Annotated in this window: 10 protein-coding genes; 4 read left to right on the top strand and 6 right to left on the bottom strand. The window is 62.6% G+C overall.

Going from position 1 to position 22,504, the window contains the following annotated elements; all coding sequences use genetic code 11:
* Positions 1 to 33: 33 nt before the first annotated feature.
* From LVW35_RS20215 to LVW35_RS20195, 5 genes are read right to left on the bottom strand one after another with little or no spacing between them, the layout of a single operon-like run.
* Positions 34 to 795, bottom strand: coding sequence for an enoyl-CoA hydratase/isomerase family protein (locus LVW35_RS20215; protein WP_233891752.1), 762 nt, complete (start codon positions 793 to 795; stop codon positions 34 to 36).
* Positions 792 to 1,949, bottom strand: a complete 1,158-nt coding sequence (gene atuD / locus LVW35_RS20210) for a citronellyl-CoA dehydrogenase (RefSeq protein WP_233891751.1) — start codon at positions 1,947 to 1,949, stop codon at positions 792 to 794. Before atuD ends, LVW35_RS20215 begins: the two co-directional genes overlap by 4 nt.
* 13 nt (positions 1,950 to 1,962) lie before the next feature.
* Complete coding sequence (locus LVW35_RS20205; protein WP_233891750.1) at positions 1,963 to 3,579, bottom strand: acyl-CoA carboxylase subunit beta; 1,617 nt, start codon at positions 3,577 to 3,579, stop codon at positions 1,963 to 1,965.
* Between the two features lie 3 nt (positions 3,580 to 3,582).
* The gene (locus LVW35_RS20200) at positions 3,583 to 4,455 is read right to left on the bottom strand and encodes an SDR family oxidoreductase (RefSeq protein WP_233891749.1); all 873 of its coding nucleotides are present in this window, start codon (positions 4,453 to 4,455) and stop codon (positions 3,583 to 3,585) included.
* Between the two features lie 13 nt (positions 4,456 to 4,468).
* Positions 4,469 to 6,247 carry an acyclic terpene utilization AtuA family protein gene (locus LVW35_RS20195; protein ID WP_233891748.1) on the bottom strand — a complete coding sequence of 593 codons (1,779 nt, stop codon included), beginning with the start codon at positions 6,245 to 6,247 and terminating at the stop codon, positions 4,469 to 4,471.
* 153 nt (positions 6,248 to 6,400) lie between these two features.
* On the opposite strand from LVW35_RS20195, the gene LVW35_RS20190 reads away from it, so the two are divergent.
* On the top strand, positions 6,401 to 7,024 hold the full coding sequence (locus tag LVW35_RS20190; protein WP_038844366.1) for a TetR/AcrR family transcriptional regulator: 624 nt from the start codon (positions 6,401 to 6,403) through the stop codon (positions 7,022 to 7,024).
* Positions 7,025 to 7,118: 94 nt separating this feature from the next.
* Entirely contained in the window at positions 7,119 to 7,907 is a 789-nt protein-coding gene (locus LVW35_RS20185) for a substrate-binding periplasmic protein (RefSeq protein ID WP_233891747.1), read from the top strand.
* 42 nt (positions 7,908 to 7,949) lie between these two features.
* Here LVW35_RS20185 and LVW35_RS20180 read toward each other — a convergent pair whose 3' ends face one another.
* The gene (locus tag LVW35_RS20180; RefSeq protein WP_233891746.1) at positions 7,950 to 8,501 is read right to left on the bottom strand and encodes an RNA polymerase factor sigma-70; all 552 of its coding nucleotides are present in this window, start codon (positions 8,499 to 8,501) and stop codon (positions 7,950 to 7,952) included.
* A gap of 301 nt (positions 8,502 to 8,802) precedes the next feature.
* Between LVW35_RS20180 and LVW35_RS20175 the strand changes: the two genes are divergently transcribed.
* Positions 8,803 to 9,555, top strand: coding sequence for a thioesterase II family protein (locus tag LVW35_RS20175; protein ID WP_233891745.1), 753 nt, complete (start codon positions 8,803 to 8,805; stop codon positions 9,553 to 9,555).
* 53 nt (positions 9,556 to 9,608) lie between these two features.
* The gene (locus LVW35_RS20170) at positions 9,609 to 22,490 is read left to right on the top strand and encodes a non-ribosomal peptide synthetase (protein WP_233891744.1); all 12,882 of its coding nucleotides are present in this window, start codon (positions 9,609 to 9,611) and stop codon (positions 22,488 to 22,490) included.
* Positions 22,491 to 22,504: the final 14 nt, after the last annotated feature.

Below are 22,504 nucleotides of genomic sequence, written 5' to 3'. Positions count from 1 at the left end.
CAAAATGTGGGAGCGGGCTTGCCCGCGAAGGCGTCATCTGCACCACCCTGGCTTTTGCTTCTGCACAAACGCCTGCGTCCCCTCAATCCCTTCCTCGCTCCTCACGGCCTCGGCAAACCACTGCGCTCCTCGATCCAGGACCGCCTCAAGCGGCTCATCCACACTCGCAAGCAGCAGCGCTTTGGTCCGTGCATTGGCGCCTGGCGCACACTTCAGCACCTGGCCCAACACTTCATCCAATCGTTCTGCCAGCGACTGCGGATCGCGCTCGGTAAAGTGCACGACGCCCAGTCGTTCAGCCTCAACACCATCAAAGCGCGCGGCGGTCAGTGCCAAGCGTCGCGCTTGGGTCAGGCCAATCCGCTTGACCACAAAGGGTGCAATCTGCGCCGGCAACAAGCCCAAGCTGGTTTCCGGCAGGCCGAATTGCGCCTGGTGATCGGCAATGGCGATATCGCTCACGCACGCCAGGCCAAAACCGCCGCCCAGCACCGCGCCTTGCAGCACCATGATCACCACTTGCGGCACGGCTTCAACTTCCTGCAGCAAGGTGCCAAACGCCCGGTTCAGCGCCTGCAATTGATTGCCCGCCTTGACCAGGTCTTTCACATCCGCCCCGGCGCAAAAATGCCCGCCTGCGCCGCTGATCACCACGGCCCGCGTCTGGCTGTCCAACTGTGCCAGCACGTTGCGCAGTTCATTGACCATTTCCAGGCTCATCGCATTGCGGCTTTCCGGCCGGTTGAGGGTGATGTGCAAGACGCCGTTGTGCGGTTCGAGCAGCAGGGTGTTCATGATTTTTTCCCCGGCAAGGTGCCCATCAGTTTGCAGATGATGCCCAGCATGATTTCGTCGGCGCCACCGCCGATCGACACCAGGCGCACATCGCGGTAAGCGCGGGCCACGGGGTTGTCCCACATGAAGCCCATGCCGCCCCAGTATTGCAGGCAACTGTCGCTGACTTCGCGGCCCAGGCGGCCAGCCTTGAGTTTGGCCATGGAGGCCAGGCGCGTCACGTCCTGGCCCTTGATGTATTGCTCGGTGGCCTGGTAGACCAGCGCGCGCAGGCATTCGATGTCGGTGGCGAGTTCGGCCAGGCGAAAGTGGATCACCTGGTTGTCGATCAGCGCCTTGCCGAAGGTCTGGCGCTCCTTGCAGTATTCGATGGTGCTGTCGATGCAATGCTCCAGGCCCTTGATCATATTGGCCGCGCCAAACAGGCGTTCTTCTTGGAACTGCAGCATCTGCATCATGAACCCTGCGCCTTCGTGGCCGATGCGGTTGCGCTGGGGCACGCGCACGTCGTCGAAGAATACTTGGGCGGTCTCGGAGCTGTGCATGCCGAGCTTTTCCAGGGGCACGCTGACGCTGATGCCGGGGGTGTTCATCGGCACCATGATCAGCGACTTATTGATGTGCGGTTTGTCGTCGGAGGTGTTGGCCAGCAGGCAGATGAAGTCGGCACTGGGCGAGTTGGTGATCCACATTTTGCTGCCGTTGATCACGTAGTCGTCGCCGTCCTTGCGCGCATGGGTCTTGAGCCCGGCCACGTCGGAGCCGGCGCCGGTTTCCGAAACGCCGATGCAGCCGACCTGCTCGCCGCTGATGGCCGGGCGCAGGAATTCATCGCGCAGCTCATCGGAACCAAAGCGGGCGAGGGCGGGGGTGCACATGTCGGTCTGCACGCCGATGGACATGGGGATGCCGCCACAGCGGATGGTACCGAACTCCTCGGCGGCGACGATCGAGTAGCTGTAGTCCAGGCCCATCCCGCCGAATTTCTCCGGTTTGGAAATACCCAGCAGGCCGAGGTCGCCGGCCTTGCGGAAAACTTCGTGGATGGGAAAGCGCCCGGCTTTTTCCCATTCGTCCACATGGGGGTTGATCTCGCGGTCGACGAAGGCGCGGACGGTGCGGCGTAGTTCCTGGTGTTCCTGGGTAAAGATCATTTTTATTGTTCTCCTAAAAGCGCGCTACACCGAAGGTATTGGCTTGCAACTCACGCCGCTCGGCCTCGTGGCAGATATCCAGCAGAAAGCCCAGCAAGGTCCGCGTATCCCGTGGATCAATCAGTCCGTCATCCCACAGGTTCGCGCTGCCGTACAGCGCGGTGGACTGGCTGTCGAGCTTCTGCGCGGTGACCTGCTCCAGCATGTCCAGCACCTTGGGATCCGGCACCAGACCGTCCTTCAATTGCTTGGCCTCGGTGACGATCCGCAGCACTTTGCCGGCCTGCGCGCCCCCCATCACCGCCGTGCGGCTGTTGGGCCAGGCGAAGATAAAGCGCGGGTCCAGGCCGCGCCCGCACATCGCATAGTTGCCGGCGCCATAAGAACCGCCGACCACAATCGTCAGTTTAGGCACGCGCGCATTGGCCACCGCCTGGATCATCTTCGCACCGTGCTTGATCACGCCTTGCTGCTCCGACTCGCTGCCCACCATAAAGCCGGTGGTGTTGTGCAGGAACAGCAGCGGCGTGCGACTCTGGTCGCACAGTTGGATAAAGTGCGCGGCCTTGCTCGCACCTTTGGGCGTGATCGGGCCGTTGTTGCCGATCACGCCGACCGCACGGCCCTGGATGTGCAGGTGCCCGCAGACGGTGTGAGCATCGAACTCGCCCTTGAATTCAAGGAAGTGCGAGCCGTCGGCCAGGCGTGCGAGGATCTCGCGGACGTCGTAGGGTTTTTTCGGGTCGTCGGGGATCAGGCCCAGCAGTTCTTCGATGGGATACAGAGGCTCTGCGTAGGTCTGTTTTGGCGTCAGTGACAGGCGATCATTCCAAGGCAGCAGGCCAACGATCTCCCGTGCGATACGCACGCCGTCCGCATCGTTTTCCGCCAGGTATTCGGCGGTGCCGGCGGTTTGTGCGTGCATCTCGGCGCCGCCCAGTTCTTCATCTGTCGCTACTTCGCCGGTCGCGGCTTTAAGCAGCGGCGGGCCGGCGAGGAACAGCTTGGCCCGGCCGCGCACCACTATCACATAATCCGACAACCCCGGCTGATACGCGCCGCCGGCCGTGGCCGAGCCGTGCACCACGGTGATCTGTGGCAAGCCCATGGCTGACATGCGCGCCTGGTTGGCGAAGCTGCGCGCGCCTTCGACGAAAATCTCGGCGGCGTAGTTGAGGTTGGCGCCGCCGCTTTCGGCCAGGGTCACCACGGGCAGTTTGTTCTCCATGGCGATCTGTTGCAGGCGCAGGGATTTTTTCAAGCCCGTGGGAGAAATGGTACCGCCCTTGATCGCGCTGTTATTGGCCACCACCAGCATGCGCACGCCGCTGACGTAGCCAATGCCGGCGATCAATCCACCACCGGCGGCGCTGCCGTCCTTGTCGTCGTGCAGCTTGTAGCCGGCCAGGCTGGCCAGCTCCAGGAACGGCGCGCCGGGGTCCAGCAACAGGTTGAGGCGCTCGCGGGGCAGCAGTTGGCCGCGCTTATCGAACTTGGGCTTGGATTCCTGGGCCTTGCTCAGCAGGTTGCCTTCCAACTGGTGCAGTTGGGCGATGACTGCCAGCATCGCGGCACGGTTTTGTGCGAATTGGGCGCTGTGGGCGTCGATCAAGGACTCGATTACCGGCATGGTCTATTTCTCCGCCTTGAGCACATCCGGCAGATAGGCGCGATGAAAGCCATTGAAGGGCTCGCTCGGCGCGTGTGCCTTGTGCAACGGCCAGGCGCGGCCGCCAAGGCTGGCCGCGCCGTCGATACGTAAGGTGCTGCCGCTGATAAAGGCGGCGGCGGGGCTGAGCAGGAACACGATGGCCGCGCTGACTTCCGATTCGGTGCCGATACGCTTGAGCGGTACGTGTTCGCGTAAGGTCGGGATCACCGCCTTGAACGCGCCTTCATAGGTGTCCATGCCACTGGAGGCGATCCAGCCCGGTGCTACGGCGTTGACCCGCACCCCGGCGTAGCCCCACTCGAAGGCGGCAGTCTTGGTGAAGTTGTCCATACCCGCACGTGCCGCGCCGGAGTGACCCATGCCAGGCATGCCGCCCCACATGTCCGCGAGCATGTTGACGATGGCCCCGCCATGTTGGCTCATGGATTGGTTGAACACTTCGCGGGCCATCAGGAAGCCGCCGACAAGGTTGGTGCGGACTACGGTTTCAAAGCCTTTCTGGTTGATTGAAGCCAGCGGTGACGGGTATTGGCCGCCGGCGTTATTCACCAGGCCGTGGATCGGGCCGTATTGTTGAATCAGGTGGCTGACCAGTGTGGTGACGCTGATTTCGTCGCGAATATCGCAAGCGCCCCACCGCGCAACGCCGCCATCTTCGGCAATTTCCGCCGCGACCCTCTCCAACTTTTCCGGCTTGCGCCCCACCAGGATCACCTGGGCGCCCAAAGCCGCCAGTTCATGAGCCGTGCAGCGGCCAATGCCACTGCCGCCGCCGGTAACCATCACGGTGTGACCCTGGAACAGGTCGGCTTTGAAGATCGAGTCGAAGGCCACGGCAACGCTCCTGTTATGTGAGTTGATCGACGATGTGTTGCGGCACTGCAATGGGGATTTCCAGCAGTTGCTGGGCGAAGGCTTTGCCCTGTGGATCGATGCGCAGGCTGGCGATGCCGCCGCCGCCCAGGGCGTTTTCCAGCAGGAAGTTGAGGCTGTGGCTTCCCGGCAAATACCAACGCTCGACGCGACCGTGCATCGGGTCCAGGACGTGGCTCATCCAGTCGACAATCACTTCTGGTGTCAGCGCCTCGGCGATCCATGGCAAGTAGTCTGGATGGCGAGCGATCACGCCGATGTTGCTGTGGTTGCCCTTGTCGCCGGAGCGCGCCACGGCCAGTTTCACCAGCGGCACGCTGGCGTCGGCACGGCCTTGGGGCTTGGGTGGGTCAATCGGTGCTTCGGGCAGAGCGGGGGCGGCGGCAACCGGCAGGGTGCAGGTGTGGCGTTCGCCCAGGAAGTCGACCACCAATGCGCAGGCGGATTTATCGATCAGGAATGAAAACAGCCGGATCAACGGGTACACGGTCGGCCTTCCGCCGACGATACCGGTCAGGCCCGGTGCCATGCCGGTGGCGGCTTGGGCGATCTCATGGGCGAACAACACCAGGGCCTGTTTGCTCGGGTGACGCACCGCCAGTTTCACCACCACTTCGCGACAGTCCTGGCGCATGGCCTGGGCGCCATAGGTGGCTTCGCTGCCCAGCAGTTCGATATTGACCTCGGTGTACGGCGCCCAGCCGTGTTGGCTGAACAGCTCCGAGGTCTTGTTGATGATCGCCTGGCTGACCCGCTCGGCCTTGGCCACCGCATCGATTCCGGCGATCAGGCAACTGGCGGTGCAGCGAAAACCGTCCGGGTAAGTGGCGCTGACTTTGTACTGATCGGTCGGCGGCAAGCCCTTGGCGCCGTGCAGGCGCACGCAGTGTTTGCCTTGTTGCTGCAGCTTGACCTGACTGAAGTCGCAGATCACGTCCGGTAGCAGGTAGGCACGCGGATCACCGATTTCATACAGCAGCTGTTCGGCCACGCTGAGTTCGCTGATCAACCCACCGGTGCCGTCCACCTTGTTGACGGTGAACTGGCCGTCGGCGCTGACTTCGATGATGGGAAAACCGATGTGTTCGTAATCTGGCACGTCGCGCCAATCGGTGAAATTACCGCCGGTACATTGCGCGCCGCACTCGATGATATGCCCGGCCAATGCAGCTTGGGCGAGGCGGTCATAGTCCTGCCAGGACCAGTCGAATTCATGCACGAGTGCCGCGCTGACCACTGCACTGTCCACCACGCGGCCGGTGATGACGATATCCGCGCCCAGCGCCAACGCCTGGGTGATGCCTGGCGCGCCGAGGTACGCATTGGCGGACACGCACATCGGCGGCAGCGGTGTTCCGCTGAACATGTCGGTGATGGTGTGCAGTTGCTTGAGTTGGGGGTTCAGGTCGTCGCCCAGCAGCACGGCGATTTTAAGTTCAGTGCCTGCCTTGTCGCAGGCTGCTTGCAGGGCGGCGGCGCAGGCCTGGGGATTAATGCCACCGGCATTGCTGATCACGCGAATGCCTTGGCGTTGGATATCCGCCAGCAGTGGCGTGAGCACTTCGACGAAATCCATGGCGTAACCGGCCTGGGGATCTTTCATGCGCGCACCGGCCAGGATCGACATCGTGACTTCCGCCAGGTAGTCAAAGACCAGGTAATCCAGCTGGCCGCCGTGGACCAGTTGGGCTGCGGCGGTGCAGGTGTCGCCCCAAAAAGCGCTGGCACAGCCGATACGAACCGTCTTGCTCATGAGAAGTCCTTCCTCTGATAGCTGTGGGTGAGACTACCAAGCAAGCGCTTGGTTTGTAAACGCCAGGCACAAGTTTTAGCCAAGCGCTTGCTTGGGTGTCCGCCACAGCCTAAATTGCCGGCCAAGACGTCCGTGGAAGTAGAGGAGAGAGGCATGGATGAGCATAAAGCCCTGCGGGTGATGCGCACCATGGTCGATGGCGGCCAATTGACCGACCCCGACAGCGCCCGGGGCAAGCTGCTGCAAACTGCGGCCCACTTGTTTCGCAACAAGGGCTTCGAGCGCACCACCGTGCGTGACCTGGCCAGCGCCGTGGGCATCCAGTCCGGCAGCATCTTTCATCACTTCAAGAGCAAGGACGAGATCCTGCGCGCGGTGATGGAAGAAACCATCCACTACAATACCGCGATGATGCGAGCCTCCCTTGAGGAGGCCACCAACGTACGCGAACGTGTGCTGGCGCTGATCCGCTGCGAGTTGCAGTCGATCATGGGCGGCAGTGGCGAAGCGATGGCGGTGCTGGTGTACGAATGGCGCTCGCTGTCAGCCGAAGGCCAGGCCCAGGTGCTGGCCCTGCGTGATGTGTATGAGGCGCTGTGGCTGCAAGTGTTGGGCGAGGCCAAGGACGCGGGCTATATCCGTGGCGATGTATTTATTACCCGGCGTTTCCTTACCGGTGCCTTGTCCTGGACCACCACTTGGTTCCGCGCCGAGGGCAGCCTGACGCTTGAGCAGTTGGCCGAAGAAGCGCTGCTGATGGTTCTGAAAGCCGATTGAGGTGCAAGCTATTAATTTGCCGGTAGAAAGTTGTCTCGCCAGACGAAAACGCCTAGCTTATCGCCATTAGCGTTTTTGAACGGTGTGTGCCTTGATGTTTTCGCCATGGCGGCTGGCTGCAGGACTTACCTTTTGGGCATTGGGCACCGCGTGGTGTGTGCCGGCGTCGGCGGCGCAGTTGGTGCGCATCGGCGCGGCGCATTTTCCTCCGTACACCGTGCGCCCGGAGCAGGGCGCCGACACCGGGTTGCTGCCGCAATTGGTCGAGGCACTGAACGCCTCGCAGACCGACTACCGATTTGTGTTGGTGCCTACCTCAATCCCCCGGCGTTTTCGCGATTTCGAGCAGAGTCGAATCGATATGGCGATCTTCGAAAACCCTGATTGGGGCTGGCAGGAAATTCCTCACACCACCGTCGACATGGGCCTGGAAGACGCCGAAATTTTCGTCGCCCAGCGTGAGCCCGGTCGTGATCAGACTTATTTCGCTGACCTCAAGGGTAAGCGTCTGGCCGTGTTCAGCGGTTATCACTACGCCTTCGCCAACTTCAATCCCGACCCCAAGAACATGGCCGAGCACTTCAACGCCACCTTGACCTACTCCCATGACAGCAACCTGCTGATGGTCGCGCGCGGGCGTGCAGATATTGCCTTGGTGACGCGTTCGTACTTGAGTGATTTCATGGTGCGCAATGCCGATATGGCCGGGCAGTTCCTGGTGTCGGAACGCATCGATCAGGTCTACCACCACTACGCCTTGCTGCGCCCGAAGGCGCCGATCACGGGGGAGGCGTTTTGCGCGTTGCTCAAGCGTTTGCGCGATGATGGCGAGATGCTGAAGATTTTTGAGCCGTATCGCATTGATGTAACAGCGGTGCCCTGAGTGTGGGAGCGGGCTTGCTCCCACATTTCTTACAGCGATGGGTCAGACCCGGCGCGCAAACGTATCGCTATGCCTGCCCGACACCTTGCGGCAGTGCACCAGCGCATCCCGGATCATGAAGTTCACCAGGGTCGGCGACACGCCGAGTTCCTTGGCGATGTCCTTTTGCGGTACGCCGTGCAGGCGGTACATCTCGAACGCGTAGCGGGTGCGTTGCGGCAGCTCCGTCAGGGCGTCGGCGATGTTTTCCAGGGTGTTGAAGTTGATGTGCGAGGTTTCCGGTGAAGCGCCGTGAATAACCACATTCAAGCCTTCTTCTTCCGTCCCGGAGTATTTGAGCTCCAGGGCCTGCTTGCGGTAGTGATCGATAGCCAGGTTACGCACGATCTGGAACAGATAACTCAATTGAGCCTTGAACGATGACGTGATCGTCGGCGCCGATTGCAGCCGGAAGTAGGCGTCCTGCACTACGTCTTCGGCGCGGGAGCGGCACCCTGTAATGCGCGCCGCGATCTTCACCAGAATCAGACGATTATCGACGAATGCCTGGAGAAGCGGTGAGTCGCACCTGCCTGTGGATACTTGTTCCGTCATGGAAATCACCTTGTCGCAAAAGAGGTTAGGGGAGGGCGTCCTTGCTGAGGCCTCCTACACATCGGGCAACAAATTATTCTGAATGATAATGATTGTCAAATGAGAAGGCGAACTAATCTTATGCTTTCTTGTTAGGTGTGAACCACGCCTCGCTCATACCCGGCGACTAATTATTTGCCGGTGCCGTCCGTTCTTCTGGGTGACAGGCCTGTTAGTAAACGGCCAAGGATCAGCACCCGCAGGAGGGCGAAATGGGTTTCTATCGTGCATACAGCGAGTTTAAGTTTGGAGTCGTCACTCGATGAGTACGCCGACCCGGCTGCGCCTGTTCTGCCTGCCCTATTCGGGCGCCAGCGCCATGGTGTATGCGCGCTGGCGCCGGGCCTTGCCTGAATGGTTGCAAGTGTGTCCGCTGGAGTTGCCCGGGCGTGGCATGCGCATGGACGAGCCGCTGCAACGCGATATCAAGGTGTTGGCCGCCCAGCTCGCCGATGAAATCAGCCATGACTTGAACGGCCCCTACGCCTTGTTCGGTCACAGCCTCGGCGGCCTGCTGGCCTTCGAATTGGCGCATGCGCTGCGTGCGCGCAACGTGCCGCCACCACTGGCCCTGTTCGCTTCCGGCACGGCCGGACCGGCACATCGCGACGTCAGCGAATACGCTATCGAAAAGACCGATGAACAACTGATCGCCCGCCTGCGCGAACTGCAAGGCACCGCCGAAGAAGTCCTGGCCAACCCCGAGTTGATGCAGTTGATGCTGCCGATCCTGCGCGCCGATTTCCTGCTGTGCGGCAGTTTCACCTACGGCGAGCGTGCGCCGCTGGGCATGCCGATCCACGTGTTCGGCGGCAAACAGGACAGTGTGCGCGTCGACCAGTTGCTCGACTGGCAACTCGACGCCGCCAGTGGCTTTTCCCTGGACATGTTCGACGGCCACCACTTCTTCCTCATGCAACACGAAACCGCCGTGCTGCGCTGCATGCGGCGCTACGCCGACGAACACCTGGCCCGCTGGCGCAATGGTGCGGCGCGGTCACTCGCTGTCGGCTGAACCAGCTCCCGAATTCTTGAATTTCCCGTAAGCCGATTTCAGGCAGGAACCCCATGATGGACGCCTTCGAACTTCCCCGCACCCTGGTCCAGTCCCTTCAACGTCGCGCAGAGCGAACCCCGGACCAAGTCGCCTTGCGCTTCCTTGCCGAATCCGCCGAGCACAGCGTTGTACTCAGTTATCGCGACCTGGACCAGCGCGCCCGCACCATTGCCGCCGCCTTGCAGGCCAATGCGGACCTGGGCGATCGTGCCGTGCTGTTGTTTCCCAGCGGTCCGGATTACGTCGCGGCGTTCTTCGGTTGCCTGTACGCCGGGGTCATTGCGGTGCCGGCCTATCCGCCGGAGTCCACCCGCCGTCACCATCAGGAGCGCCTGCTGTCGATCATCAGCGATGCCGAGCCGCGCCTGTTGCTGACCATCGCCAGCCTCGCTGATGGCCTGTCGCAGATCGAACATGCGCCGCCGGTGTTGAGCGTCGATAGCTTGCAAGATGTCGGCAATTGGGTCGCCCCTGACCTGCACCCGGACGATATCGCCTTTTTGCAATACACCTCCGGCTCTACCGCGCTGCCCAAGGGCGTGCAAGTCAGCCACGGCAATCTGGTCGCCAACGAAGTGTTGATCCGTCGCGGTTTCGGCATCGACCTCAACCCGGATGACGTGATCGTCAGCTGGTTGCCGCTGTACCACGACATGGGCCTGATCGGCGGCCTGCTGCAGCCGATCTTCAGTGGTGTGCCGTGTGTGCTGATGTCGCCGGCCTACTTTCTCGGTCGGCCGTTGCGTTGGCTCGAAGCGATCAGCGAATACGGCGGCACCATCAGCGGCGGTCCGGATTTCGCCTATCGCCTGTGCAGCGAACGGGTCAGCGAGACAGCCCTGGAGCGCCTGGACTTGAGCAAATGGCGCGTAGCCTATTCCGGCTCCGAGCCGATCCGGCTCGACACCCTGGAACGCTTCGCCGAGAAATTCGCCGCCTGCGGTTTTACCCCGAACAATTTCTTCGCTTCCTATGGTCTGGCCGAGGCGACCCTGTTTGTCGCCGGCGGCACCCGTGGGCAGGGCATCCCGGCGCTGCGTGTCGATGATCAGGCCTTGGCCGCCAACCGCGCCGAGCCGGGGCGGGGCAGTGCGATCATGAGCTGCGGCACCAGCCAGCCCGACCATGCGGTACTGATTGCCGACCCACAGACCCTTGTGGAGCTGCCCGACAACAGCGTCGGTGAACTCTGGGCCAGCGGCCCGAGCATTGCCCACGGCTACTGGCGCAACCCCGAAGCCACCGCCAAGACCTTCGTGCAGCACGCCGGCGGTACCTGGCTGCGCACCGGCGACCTGGGCTTCATCCGAGACGGCGAGGTGTACATCACCGGTCGACTCAAGGACTTGCTGATCGTGCGCGGCCACAACTTGTATCCGCAGGACATCGAGCAGACCATTGAGCGCGAAGTGGAAGTGGTGCGCAAAGGCCGGGTCGCCGCATTTGCGGTGAATGAGCAGGGCCTGGAAGGTATCGGCATTGCCGCCGAAATCAGCCGCAGCGTGCAGAAAATCCTGCCGCCCGAAGCGCTGATCAAAGCGATCCGCCAGGCCGTTGCCGAGGCGTATCAAGAAGCGCCAAGCGTGGTGGTATTGCTCAACCCCGGCGCCTTGCCGAAGACTTCCAGCGGAAAAGTACAGCGCGCAGCGTGTGCGCTTCGCCACAAGGACGGCAGCCTCGACAGCTATGCGCAGTTCCCCGATGTGCAAGCACACGCGAGCGATGGAGCATTGCACTCTGAGCTGCAACAGCAGATCGCCGCGATCTGGTGCGAGCAGTTGCAGGTGGCAACAGTGGCCGCCGACGATCACTTCTTCCTGCTCGGCGGCAACTCCATCACCGCCACTCAGGTGGTCGCACGCCTGCGTGAAACCCTCGCCATGGAACTGAATCTGCGCATGCTGTTCGAAGCGCCAACCCTGGAAGGCTTTGCCGCCAACATTGCGCAATTGCAGCATGACGGCGGCGTTGCCCAAGGTGCGATTCGCAGCCTGTCGCGCCAGGACGAGTTGCCTCAATCCTTGGCGCAGAACCGTTTGTGGATCACCTGGCAATTGGACCCCCGCAGCAGCGCCTACACCATCCCCGGCGCGCTGCGCCTGCGTGGCGAGCTGGATGAAGACGCCGTGCGCGTCAGCTTCCAGCAACTGGTCCAGCGCCACGAAGCCCTGCGCACGCGTTTCTACGAGCGCGACGGTCAGGCTTTTCAACGTGTCGACGCCAAGGCTGATTTCGACCTGCAAGTCATCGACCTCAGCGACCTGCCCGTTGCCGAGCGCGAAGCCCGTGCGCTACAGATCCGCGAAGACGAAGCGCGCACCCAGTTCGACTTGGAAAACGGCCCGCTGTTGTGGGTAACGCTGGTACGCCTCGACGATGAAGATCACCAACTGCTGGTGACGCTGCACCACATCATCGCCGACGGTTGGTCGCTCAATATTCTGATAGACGAGTTCTCGCGTCTCTATGCCGCCGCAGCTCAGGGCGAAACCCTGGAACTGCCGCCCCTGGCCTTGCAATACGCCGACTACGCCAGCTGGCAGCGTCAATGGCTGGCCGAAGGTGAAGGCCAGCGGCAATTGGCGTACTGGAAAGCGCAGCTGGGTGAAGAGCATCCCACCCTCAGCCTGGCGACCGACCACCCGCGCTCGGCACACCACCGTCACAGTGCCTCACGCCACACCGTGCGCCTTGGCGCGAGCCTCAGCGAAGCGATTCGCCAGGTCGCCCAGGCCAACGAATCCACTCCGTTCATGCTGTTGCTCGCAGCGTTCCAAAGCCTGCTCCATCGCTACAGCGGTCAGCGTGATATCCGCATCGGCGTGCCCAATGCCAACCGTTCGCGCCAGGAAACCCAAGGCCTGGTCGGCTTCTTCATCAACACGTTGGTGCTACGTGCCGAGCTGGATGGACGCCTGCCTTTCACCGAGCTGTTGGCCGCGACCCGCCAGGCTGCGCTGGACGCCCAGGCCCATCAGGATCTGCCATTCGAACAACTGCTGGAAACCTTCCCGCAAGCTCGCGAGCAGGGCCTGTTCCAGGTCATGTTCAACCACCAGCAACGCGACCTCAGTGCCTTGCGGCGCCTGCCGGGTATGCTCGCCGACGAGTTGCCGTGGCACAGCCGTGAAGCCAAGTTCGACCTGCAACTGCACACCGAAGAAGACCGCAACGGGCGCCTGAGCCTGTCATTCGACTACGCCGATGAACTGTTCGACAGCGCGACCATCCAGCGCCTGGCCGAGCACTACATCAACCTGTTGCACGCTGTTTGCGAACAGCCCGAGCAAGCCATCGGCGACCTCACGCTGATGCAACACGACGAACAGGCGCTCTACAGCAAAGCACCCTGCGCGCCAGCGCAACAGTGGCTGCCGGAACTGCTCAACCAGCAGACCTCGGACAACACCGCGCTGGTCTGGGACGGCGGCAGCCTGACCTTCGTCCAGTTGCACACTCAGGCCAACCGCCTGGCCCACTACCTGCGTGACAAAGGCGTCGGCCCGGACGTGTGCGTGGCCATCGCCGCCGAGCGTTCGCCACAATTGCTGATCGGTTTGCTGGCGATCATCAAGGCCGGTGGTGCCTACGTGCCGCTGGACCCTGACTATCCCGCCGAACGCCTGGCCTACATGCTCAAGGACAGCGGCGTCCACCTGTTGCTGACTCAGACCGCGTTGTTGGAACAGGTGCCGAGTGCCGAAGGCGTGTGCGTCATCGCGATGGACAGCCTGCACCTCGACAGCTGGCCGACCCAGCCGCCCGGCTTGCACTTGCACGGCGACAATCTCGCCTACGTGATCTACACCTCCGGCTCCACCGGCCAGCCCAAAGGCGTGGGCAATACCCATGCGGCCCTGGCCGAGCGCTTGCAGTGGATGCAGGCCACCTATCAACTCAACGGCACCGATGTGCTGATGCAAAAGGCGCCGATCAGTTTCGACGTGTCGGTGTGGGAATGCTTCTGGCCACTGATCACCGGTTGCCGCCTGGTGCTGGCCGGTCCAGGTGAGCACCGCGACCCGCATCGTATCGCGCAGCTGGTGCAGGAACACGGCGTGACCACGCTGCACTTCGTGCCGCCGCTGTTGCAGTTGTTTATCGACGAGCCGTTGGTGACCGAATGCACCAGCCTGCGTCGCCTGTTCTCCGGCGGTGAAGCCTTGCCGGCCGAGTTGCGTAATCGCGTATTGGCACAGTTGCCGGCGGTGCAATTGCACAACCGTTATGGCCCGACCGAGACCGCAATCAACGTAACCCACTGGCACTGCCGCGCGGAAGACGGCGACCGTTCGCCGATTGGTCGCCCGCTGGGCAATGTGATTTGCCGCGTGCTGGATGAGCAGCTCAACTCCGTGCCGCTGGGTGTGCCGGGCGAACTGTGCATCGGCGGCATTGGCCTGGCCCGGGGGTACCTTGGCCGCGCCGGATTGACGGCTGAGCGTTTTGTTGCCGACCACCAGGGGGCACGCTTGTACCGCACCGGTGACCGCGCCCGTTGGAACGCCGACGGCGTGATTGAGTACCTCGGTCGCCTCGATCAACAAGTCAAACTGCGCGGCTTTCGCGTGGAACCGGAAGAAATCGAAGCGCGCATGCTTGCCCTGGAGGGCATCGTCCAAGCTGTAGTGCTGGTGCTTGATGGGCAGTTGATCGGCTACTTCACCGCCCATGGCGAGCTGGACGAACAGCAGATCAAATCCGCCCTGGCCGCCGAGCTGCCGGAGTACATGGTGCCCGCGCTGCTGATGCGCCTGGACGCCATGCCGTTGAGCCCCAGCGGTAAGCTGGACCGTCACGCATTGCCGGAGCCGGTGTGGCAAACCCGCGAACACATCGAGCCTGAAACCCCGCTGCAACTGCAGATCGCCGCGATCTGGCGTGAAGTCCTCGGCCTGCCAAGCATCGGCCTGAGCGATGACTTCTTCGCCCTTGGCGGCCACTCATTGCTGGCCACGCAGATCATCTCCCGCACCCGTCAGGCCTGTGACGTCGAGCTGCCGCTGCGCACCTTGTTCGAAGCCAGTGAGTTGGGGGCTTTCACTGAGCAGGTCGGTCTGATCCAGGCCTCGGGCCAACGCAACCAACAGACCGCCATCGCCAAGGTCGACCGTAGCCAGCCGGTGCCGCTGTCCTATTCCCAGCAGCGCATGTGGTTCCTGTGGCAGATGGAACCGGACAGCCCGGCCTACAACGTCGGCGGCATGGCGCGTTTGCGTGGTGTGTTGGACGTAGGGCGATTCGAGGCGGCGCTGCAGGCGCTGATCATGCGTCACGAAACCCTGCGCACGACGTTCCCGAGCGTCGATGGTGTGGCCTATCAGAAGGTCTCGTCGCAGACCGGGCTGCGCATGGATTGGCAGGACTTCTCCGCGCTGAGCGAACCCGAACGTCAACCGCGCCTGCAACAACTGGCCGATCATGAAGCCCATACACCCTTCAACCTTGAAACCGGGCCGTTGCTGCGTGCGTGCCTGGTCAAGGCCGGCGAGCAGGAACACTACCTGGTGCTGACCCTGCACCATATCGTTACCGAAGGCTGGGCCATGGACATTTTTGCCCGTGAACTCAGCGCGTTGTACGAGGCCTTTATCGATGAGCGCGACTCGCCGCTGGCGCCGCTACCCGTGCAATACCTCGACTACAGCGTGTGGCAGCGCCAGTGGCTGGAATCCGGCGAGCGTCAGCGCCAATTGGATTACTGGACTGCGCAACTGGGCAATGAACACCCACTGCTGGAACTGCCCGGCGACCGTGCACGCCCGCCTGTGCAAAGCCATCAGGGCGAGTTGTACCGCTTCGATTTGAGCGACGACCTCGCAGCCCGAGTGCGTGCCTTCAATGCCGAGCGTGGTCTGACCCTGTTCATGACCATGACCGCGACCCTGGCCGTGTTGCTCTACCGCTACAGCGGCCAGACCGACCTGCGTATCGGCGCCCCGGTCGCCAACCGCATTCGCCCGGAAAGTGAAGGGCTGATCGGCGCGTTCCTCAACACCCAGGTACTGCGTTGCCAGCTCGATGGGCAGATGAACGTTGCTGAATTGTTCGAGCACGTGCGCCACACCGTGATCGAGGGCCAGTCCCATCAGGACCTGCCCTTCGACCACCTGGTGGAAGCCCTGCAGCCGCCGCGCAGTGCGGCGTACAACCCGTTGTTCCAGGTGATGTGCAACGTGCAGCGCTGGGAATTCCAGCAGAGTCGTCAACTCGCCGGCATGACCGTCGAGTACCTGGCCAACGATGCGCGCGCGACCAAGTTCGACCTTAACCTGGAAGTCACCGACCTCGACCATCGCCTGGGTTGCTGCCTGACCTACAGCACCGATCTGTTTGACCAACCGCGCATTGCGCGCATGGCCAAGCACTGGCGCAATCTGCTGGAAGCGTTGATCGCCAATCCGCAGCAGCGCCTCAGCGAATTGCCGTTGCTGAGTGCCGATGAGCAGCGTGCGTTGCAAGACAGCCTGGGTATTGAAAAAGGTGAGCACCGTCTCGACCAGTGTATCCATCAACTCTTCAGCCAACAGGCGGCAGCCCGTGGTGATGCGCCGGCGCTGACCTTTGTCGGCGTTACCCTCAGCTACCGTGAGCTGGACGCCCGCGCCAACCGGTTGGCCTGGATGCTGCGCGAGCGTGGCGTCGGCCCGCAGGTGCGCGTCGGCCTGGCGTTGCCGCGCTCCCTGGAGATGGTCATCGGCCTGCTGGCGATCCTCAAGGCCGGCGGCGCCTACGTGCCGCTGGACCCTGAATACCCGCTGGACCGCTTGCACTACATGATCGAAGACAGTGGCATCGGCCTGCTGCTCAGTGATGCGGCGATGTTCGCAGCCCTCGGCGAGTGGCCGGCGAGCGTGGGGTGCTGGTGCCTCGAAGATGATTCGCCGGTGCTCGCCAACTACCCGGCCGATGAGCCGCCGTTTATCAGCCTGCCGCACCATCAGGCCTATTTGATCTACACCTCTGGCTCCACCGGCAAGCCGAAAGGCGTGGTGGTGTCCCACGGTGAAATCGCCATGCATTGCGCGGCGGTGATCAAGCGGTTTGGTATGCGCTCGGACGATTGCGAGCTGCACTTCTATTCGATCAACTTCGACGCCGCCACCGAGCGCCTGCTGGTGCCGCTGCTCAGTGGCGCGCAGGTGGTGTTGCGTGCCCAGGGCCAGTGGGACGCAGAAGAAATCTGCGGATTGATCCGCACCCATGGCATCAACATCCTGGGCTTTACACCGAGCTACGGCAGCCAGTTGGCGCAGTGGTTGGCGAGCCAGCAGCAGACCTTGCCGGTGCGCATGTGCATCACCGGCGGCGAAGCCCTGACCGGAGAACACTTGCAGCGTATTCGTGCCGCGTTCAAACCCCAGGTGTTCTTCAACGCCTATGGCCCGACTGAAACCGTGGTGATGCCGCTGGCCAGCCTAGCGCCCGAGCAGTTGGAGGAGGGCGCCGCCAGCGTGCCGATCGGCAGCATCGTCGGCGACCGTGTGGCCTACATTCTCGACGCCGACCTGGCCCTGGTGCCGCAGGGGGCGACCGGTGAGTTGTATGTCGGCGGCGCGGGTCTGGCCCAGGGGTATCATCAGCGTCCGGGCATGACGGCGGAACGGTTTGTCGCCGATCCATTCGCGAGCAACGGCGGCCGTCTGTATCGCACCGGCGACCTGGTGCGCCAACGCGTCGATGGCCTGGTGGAGTACCTGGGACGCATCGACCATCAGGTGAAGATCCGTGGTTTCCGTATTGAACTGGGCGAGATCGAAACCCGTCTGTTGGAACACGAGGCCGTGCGCGAAGCGGTGGTGTTGGCGCTGGATTCACCGAGCGGCAAACAGCTGGTGGCGTACCTGGTCAGCGAGGCCGAGCACTGCGCATTACGCGATGTGCTGAAGACCCATCTCAAGGCGCAGCTGCCGGACTACATGGTGCCCGCGCATCTGATCGTGCTGGACAGCATGCCGCTGACCGCCAACGGCAAACTCGACCGTCGTGCCTTGCCGCAACCGGACCCCGAAGCCAACCGTCAACATTATGTGGCACCCCGCAATGAGCTTGAAAGCACCTTGGCGGCGATTTGGCGTGCGGTGCTGAACGTGCAGCAAGTCGGCCTGGACGATAACTTCTTTGAGCTGGGTGGTGACTCGATCCTGTCGATCCAGGTGGTCAGCCGTGCGCGGCAGGCGGGGATTCATTTCAGCCCCCGCGACCTGTTCCAGCATCAGACGGTGCAGACCTTGGCCGCCGTGGCCACGCGCTCCAAGCAAATCACCGCAGAGCAAGGCGTGATTACCGGCAGTTCGAGCCTCACGCCGATCCAGCAGTGGTTCTTCGACACCGAGATCCCGAACCGTCAGCACTGGAACCAGGCGCTGGTCCTCAAGCCGCTGCAACTGCTCGACCCCCATCGCCTGGAGCAAGCGTTGCTGGCGGTGCTGGAACACCACGATGCCCTGCGCCTGAGTTTCTCCCAGCGCGACGCGCAATGGCACGCCGAACACAGTGCCGTTCCGCAAGGCGGTGTGCTGATGCAGGCGCAAGTGCGCGACATGGCGCACTGCACCGCACTATTCACCGACACCCAACGCAGCCTCGACTTGGAACACGGCCCACTGCTACGCGCCTTGCTGGTGGACGGGCCCGAGGGGCAGCAACGCCTGTTGATCGTAATCCATCACCTGGTGGTGGACGGCGTGTCGTGGCGCGTGTTGTTGGAAGACCTGCAAAACGTCTACCGCCAACTGAGCGACGGCCCATCCGTCAGCCTGCCGGCCAAGACCAGTGCCCTGCGGGACTGGGCCGCGCGCTTGCAGGCCTACGCCGGCAGCGAATCCTTGCGTGAGGAATTGAGCGTCTGGCGAGACCAACTGGCCGGCCCTGACGCGGTATTGCCGGTAGCTCGCCCGCACGGTTCGATGCGCAACCGCGATGCCGAAACCATCAGCGTGCGCCTGGACGCCGCACGCACCCGACAGTTGCTGCAACAAGCGCCAAGCGCCTATCGCACTCAGGTCAACGACCTGTTGCTGACTGCGTTGGCCCGTGTATTGTGCCGCTGGAGTGGTCACGCCTCAGCGCTGATCCAACTGGAAGGTCATGGCCGCGAAACCCTGTTCGATGACATCGACCTGACCCGCACTGTCGGCTGGTTCACCAGTGCCTACCCGCTGCGCCTGACCCCGCAAGCCGGGCAGGGCGATTCGATCAAGGCAATCAAGGAACAACTGCGCGCGGTGCCCCATAAAGGCCTGGGTTATGGCGTGCTGCGCTACCTGGCCGACGACCTGTGCAAACAGAGCATGGCCGCGCTGCCGGGCGCGCAGATTACCTTCAACTACCTCGGCCAATTCGACCAGAGCTTCGGCGCCGATGCGCTGTTCCACCCGCTGGACGAATCCGCCGGCCTGGCCCATGACTCGGACGCGCCGCTGCCCAACGAGTTGAGCGTCGACAGCCAGGTGTACGGTGGTGAACTGGTGCTGCGCTGGACCTTCAGTCGCGAGCGCCACGATCAACAGAGCATCCATGCACTGGCCGATGCCTACCTCGCCGAATTGCAAAGCCTGATCCAGCATTGCCTCCAAGACGACGCCGGTGGCCTCACGCCTTCCGATTTCCCATTGGCCCACCTGACCCAGTCGCAACTCGACAGCTTGCCGATTGCCGCCAGCGCCATCGAAGACGTCTACCCGCTGACCCCGATGCAGGAAGGCCTGCTACTGCACACTCTGCTGGAGCCCGGTACCGGTCTCTACTACATGCAGGACCGCTACCGCATCAACAGCGCCTTGGACCCCGAGCGCTTCGCCCAGGCCTGGCAGGCGGTGATCGCCCGTCACGAAGCCCTGCGCGCGTCGTTCTGCTGGAACGTCGGCGAAGACATGCTGCAAGTGATCCACAAGCCGGGCAGCACGCCAATTGAGTACCTGGACTGGAGCAACGATCCGCAAAGCGAACAGGAACCGCGTTTGCAAGCGCTGCTCAAGCTCGAGCGTGAAGCCGGTTTCGATCTGCTCAACCAGGCGCCGTTCCATTTGCGTCTGATCCGTGTCGGCGCTGAGCGCTACTGGTTCATGATGAGCAACCACCACATCCTCATCGATGCCTGGTGCCGTTCGTTGCTGATGAATGACTTCTTCGAACTCTACATGGCCTTGGGTGAAGGCCGCGAGGCGCAACTGGCTACACCGCCGCGTTACCGCGACTACATCGCCTGGCTGCAACGCCAGAACCTGAATGAAGCACGCCAATGGTGGCGGCAGAACCTACAGGGCTTCGAACGCACCACGCCGATCCCGAGCGACCGGCCGTTCCTGCGTGAACACGCGGGCCATAGCGGCGGCATGGTGGTGGGCGATTGCTACACCCGACTGGATGCCCGCGACGGTGCGCAACTGCGCGAACTGGCCCAAGCTCACCAACTGACCGTCAATACGTTTGCCCAGGCGGCATGGGCGCTGGTGCTGCGCCGTTTGAGCGGCGACCGCGACGTGTTGTTCGGTGTGACCGTAGCGGGGCGCCCGGTGGACATGCCGGAGATGCAACGCACGGTCGGCCTGTTCATCAACAGCATCGCGCTGCGGGTGAAACTGCCTGAGGACGACCAGCGTTGCAGCGTACGCCAGTGGTTGAGCGGCCTGCTCGACAGCAACATGCAACTGCGCGAGTACGAATACCTGCCACTGGTGACCATCCAGGAACACAGTGAGTTGCCCAAGGGCCAGCCGCTGTTCGACAGCCTGTTTGTGTTCGAAAATGCCCCGGTGGAAGTCTCGGTGCTGGACCGCGCGCAAAGCCTGAATGCCACCTCGGATTCCGGCCGCACCCACACCAACTTCCCGCTGACCGCCGTGTGCTATCCGGGCGACGACCTGGGCCTGCACCTGTCCTACGACCGGCGCTATTTCGATGAAACTACCGTGCAAGGCATGCTCGGCGAGTTCAAGCGCCTGCTGCTGGCGTTGGTCCAAGGCTTCCACGGCGACATGGCCGACCTGCCGCTGATGGGCGAGCAGGAGCGCGCGTTTCTGGTGGAGGGCTGCAACCAGAGTGAGCATGAGTATCCGCTGGAGCGCAGCTATGTTGAACTGTTCGAGGAACAGGTGGCCGCGCATCCGCAGCGAATCGCCGCCAGTTGCCTCGACCAGCAATGGACTTATGAAGAGTTGAACCGCCGCAGCAACGGCCTGGGCCATGCGCTTATTGCAGCGGGTGTCGGTCTGGATCAACCGGTGGCGTTGCTGGCCGAGCGCAATCTCGACCTGCTCGGCATGATCATCGGCAGCTTCAAGGCCGGTGCCGGTTATCTGCCGCTGGATCCAGGCCTGCCGAGCCAGCGCCTGCGCAGCATCATCGACCTGAGTCGTACGCCGTTGCTGGTCTGCACCGAAGCATCCCGCGAGCAGGCCATCGAATTGCTGGAGGGTTTCGACTGCCAGTTGCTGGTGTGGGAAGAGTTACCGGCACGTGGCGAAAACCCCGGCGTCTACAGTCGCCCGGACAACCTCGCCTACGTGATCTACACCTCCGGCTCCACCGGCCTGCCAAAAGGTGTGATGGTCGAACAGCGCGGCATGCTCAATAACCAGTTGAGCAAGGTGCCGTACCTGAATCTGAGCGACGCGGATGTGATCGCGCAGACCGCTTCGCAGAGCTTCGATATTTCCGTGTGGCAGTTCCTTGCCGCGCCGCTGTTTGGCGCACGGGTGGATATCGTGCCAAATACCATCGCTCATGATCCCCAAGGTCTGCTGGAACACGTCCAGGCTCAACGGATTACCGTGCTGGAAAGCGTGCCCTCGCTGATTCAGGGCATGCTGGCTCAGGACCGTATCGGCCTGGACGGTCTGCGCTGGATGTTACCGACCGGCGAAGCGATGCCGCCGGAGCTGGCGCACCAGTGGTTGTTGCGTTACCCAGAAATCGGGCTGGTGAACGCTTATGGCCCGGCGGAATGTTCGGACGATGTGGCGTTCTATCGCGTCGACCTCGCGTCTACCCGTGGCACCTACTTGCCGATTGGTACGCCGACCGACAATAACCGTTTGTATCTGCTGGATGGCGCGCTGGAGTTGGTGCCGCAAGGTGCTGTGGGTGAGCTGTGCGTTGCCGGTACGGGCGTCGGTCGCGGCTACGTCAGCGACCCGCTGCGCACCGCTCCCGTGTTTGTACCCAACCCGTTCGGCGCAGCGGGCGAACGCCTCTACCGCACCGGCGACCTCGCGCGCCGGCGCAGTGACGGTGTGCTGGAATACGTCGGGCGTGTCGACCATCAAGTGAAGATTCGCGGCTACCGCATCGAACTGGGTGAAATCGAAGCGCGCCTGCACGAACAACCGGAATTGCGCGATGCGGCGGTAGGCGTGCAGGAAGGCGTCAACGGCAAGCACCTGGTCGGCTACCTGGTGGCGGCGGATGAGGCACTGAACCCAAGCGAACGCCTCGACCGCATCAAGCAACGCCTGCGCGCCGAGCTGCCGGAATACATGGTGCCGCTGCACTGGCTCTGGCTCGACCGCCTGCCACTCAACGCCAACGGCAAACTCGACCGCAAAGCGCTGCCAGCCCTGGAGATCGGCCAATTGCAAAGCCAGGACTACCTGGCGCCGCGCAACGAGCTGGAAACCACCTTGGCCGCGATCTGGGCCGAGGTGTTGAAGGTCGAAAGGGTAGGGGTGCAAGACAACTTCTTCGAACTGGGCGGGCATTCGTTGCTGGCCACGCAGATTGCCTCGCGGGTGCAGAAGACCTTGCAGCGGAATGTACCATTGCGAGCGATGTTCGAGTGCAGCACGGTGGGGGAGTTGGCTGAGTACATCGACGGGTTGGCGGGGAATGAAATCAGTGCCGAGAAGGTGGATCGGTTGAGTGATTTGATGGCGGAGCTGGAGGGGCTTTAACCTTTCTTTCCTGT

This window comes from Pseudomonas sp. HN11 (genome assembly GCF_021390155.1).
Classification (GTDB): domain Bacteria; phylum Pseudomonadota; class Gammaproteobacteria; order Pseudomonadales; family Pseudomonadaceae; genus Aquipseudomonas.
The sequence above is the reverse complement of the archived record's forward strand: the minus strand, read 5'-3'. Positions and strand labels throughout refer to the sequence as shown.

What these genes read in the sequence shown, in the direction of transcription:
- LVW35_RS20215 (WP_233891752.1), bottom strand. Translation starts at nt 795, where the DNA reads ATGAACACCCTGCTGCTCGAACCGCACAACGGCGTCTTGCACATCACC.
- atuD (WP_233891751.1), bottom strand. Translation starts at nt 1,949, where the DNA reads ATGATCTTTACCCAGGAACACCAGGAACTACGCCGCACCGTCCGCGCC.
- LVW35_RS20205 (WP_233891750.1), bottom strand. Translation starts at nt 3,579, where the DNA reads ATGCCGGTAATCGAGTCCTTGATCGACGCCCACAGCGCCCAATTCGCA.
- LVW35_RS20195 (WP_233891748.1), bottom strand. Translation starts at nt 6,247, where the DNA reads ATGAGCAAGACGGTTCGTATCGGCTGTGCCAGCGCTTTTTGGGGCGAC.
- LVW35_RS20190 (WP_038844366.1), top strand. Translation starts at nt 6,401, where the DNA reads ATGGATGAGCATAAAGCCCTGCGGGTGATGCGCACCATGGTCGATGGC.
- LVW35_RS20185 (WP_233891747.1), top strand. Translation starts at nt 7,119, where the DNA reads ATGTTTTCGCCATGGCGGCTGGCTGCAGGACTTACCTTTTGGGCATTG.
- LVW35_RS20180 (WP_233891746.1), bottom strand. Translation starts at nt 8,501, where the DNA reads ATGACGGAACAAGTATCCACAGGCAGGTGCGACTCACCGCTTCTCCAG.
- LVW35_RS20175 (WP_233891745.1), top strand. Translation starts at nt 8,803, where the DNA reads ATGAGTACGCCGACCCGGCTGCGCCTGTTCTGCCTGCCCTATTCGGGC.
- LVW35_RS20170 (WP_233891744.1), top strand. Translation starts at nt 9,609, where the DNA reads ATGATGGACGCCTTCGAACTTCCCCGCACCCTGGTCCAGTCCCTTCAA.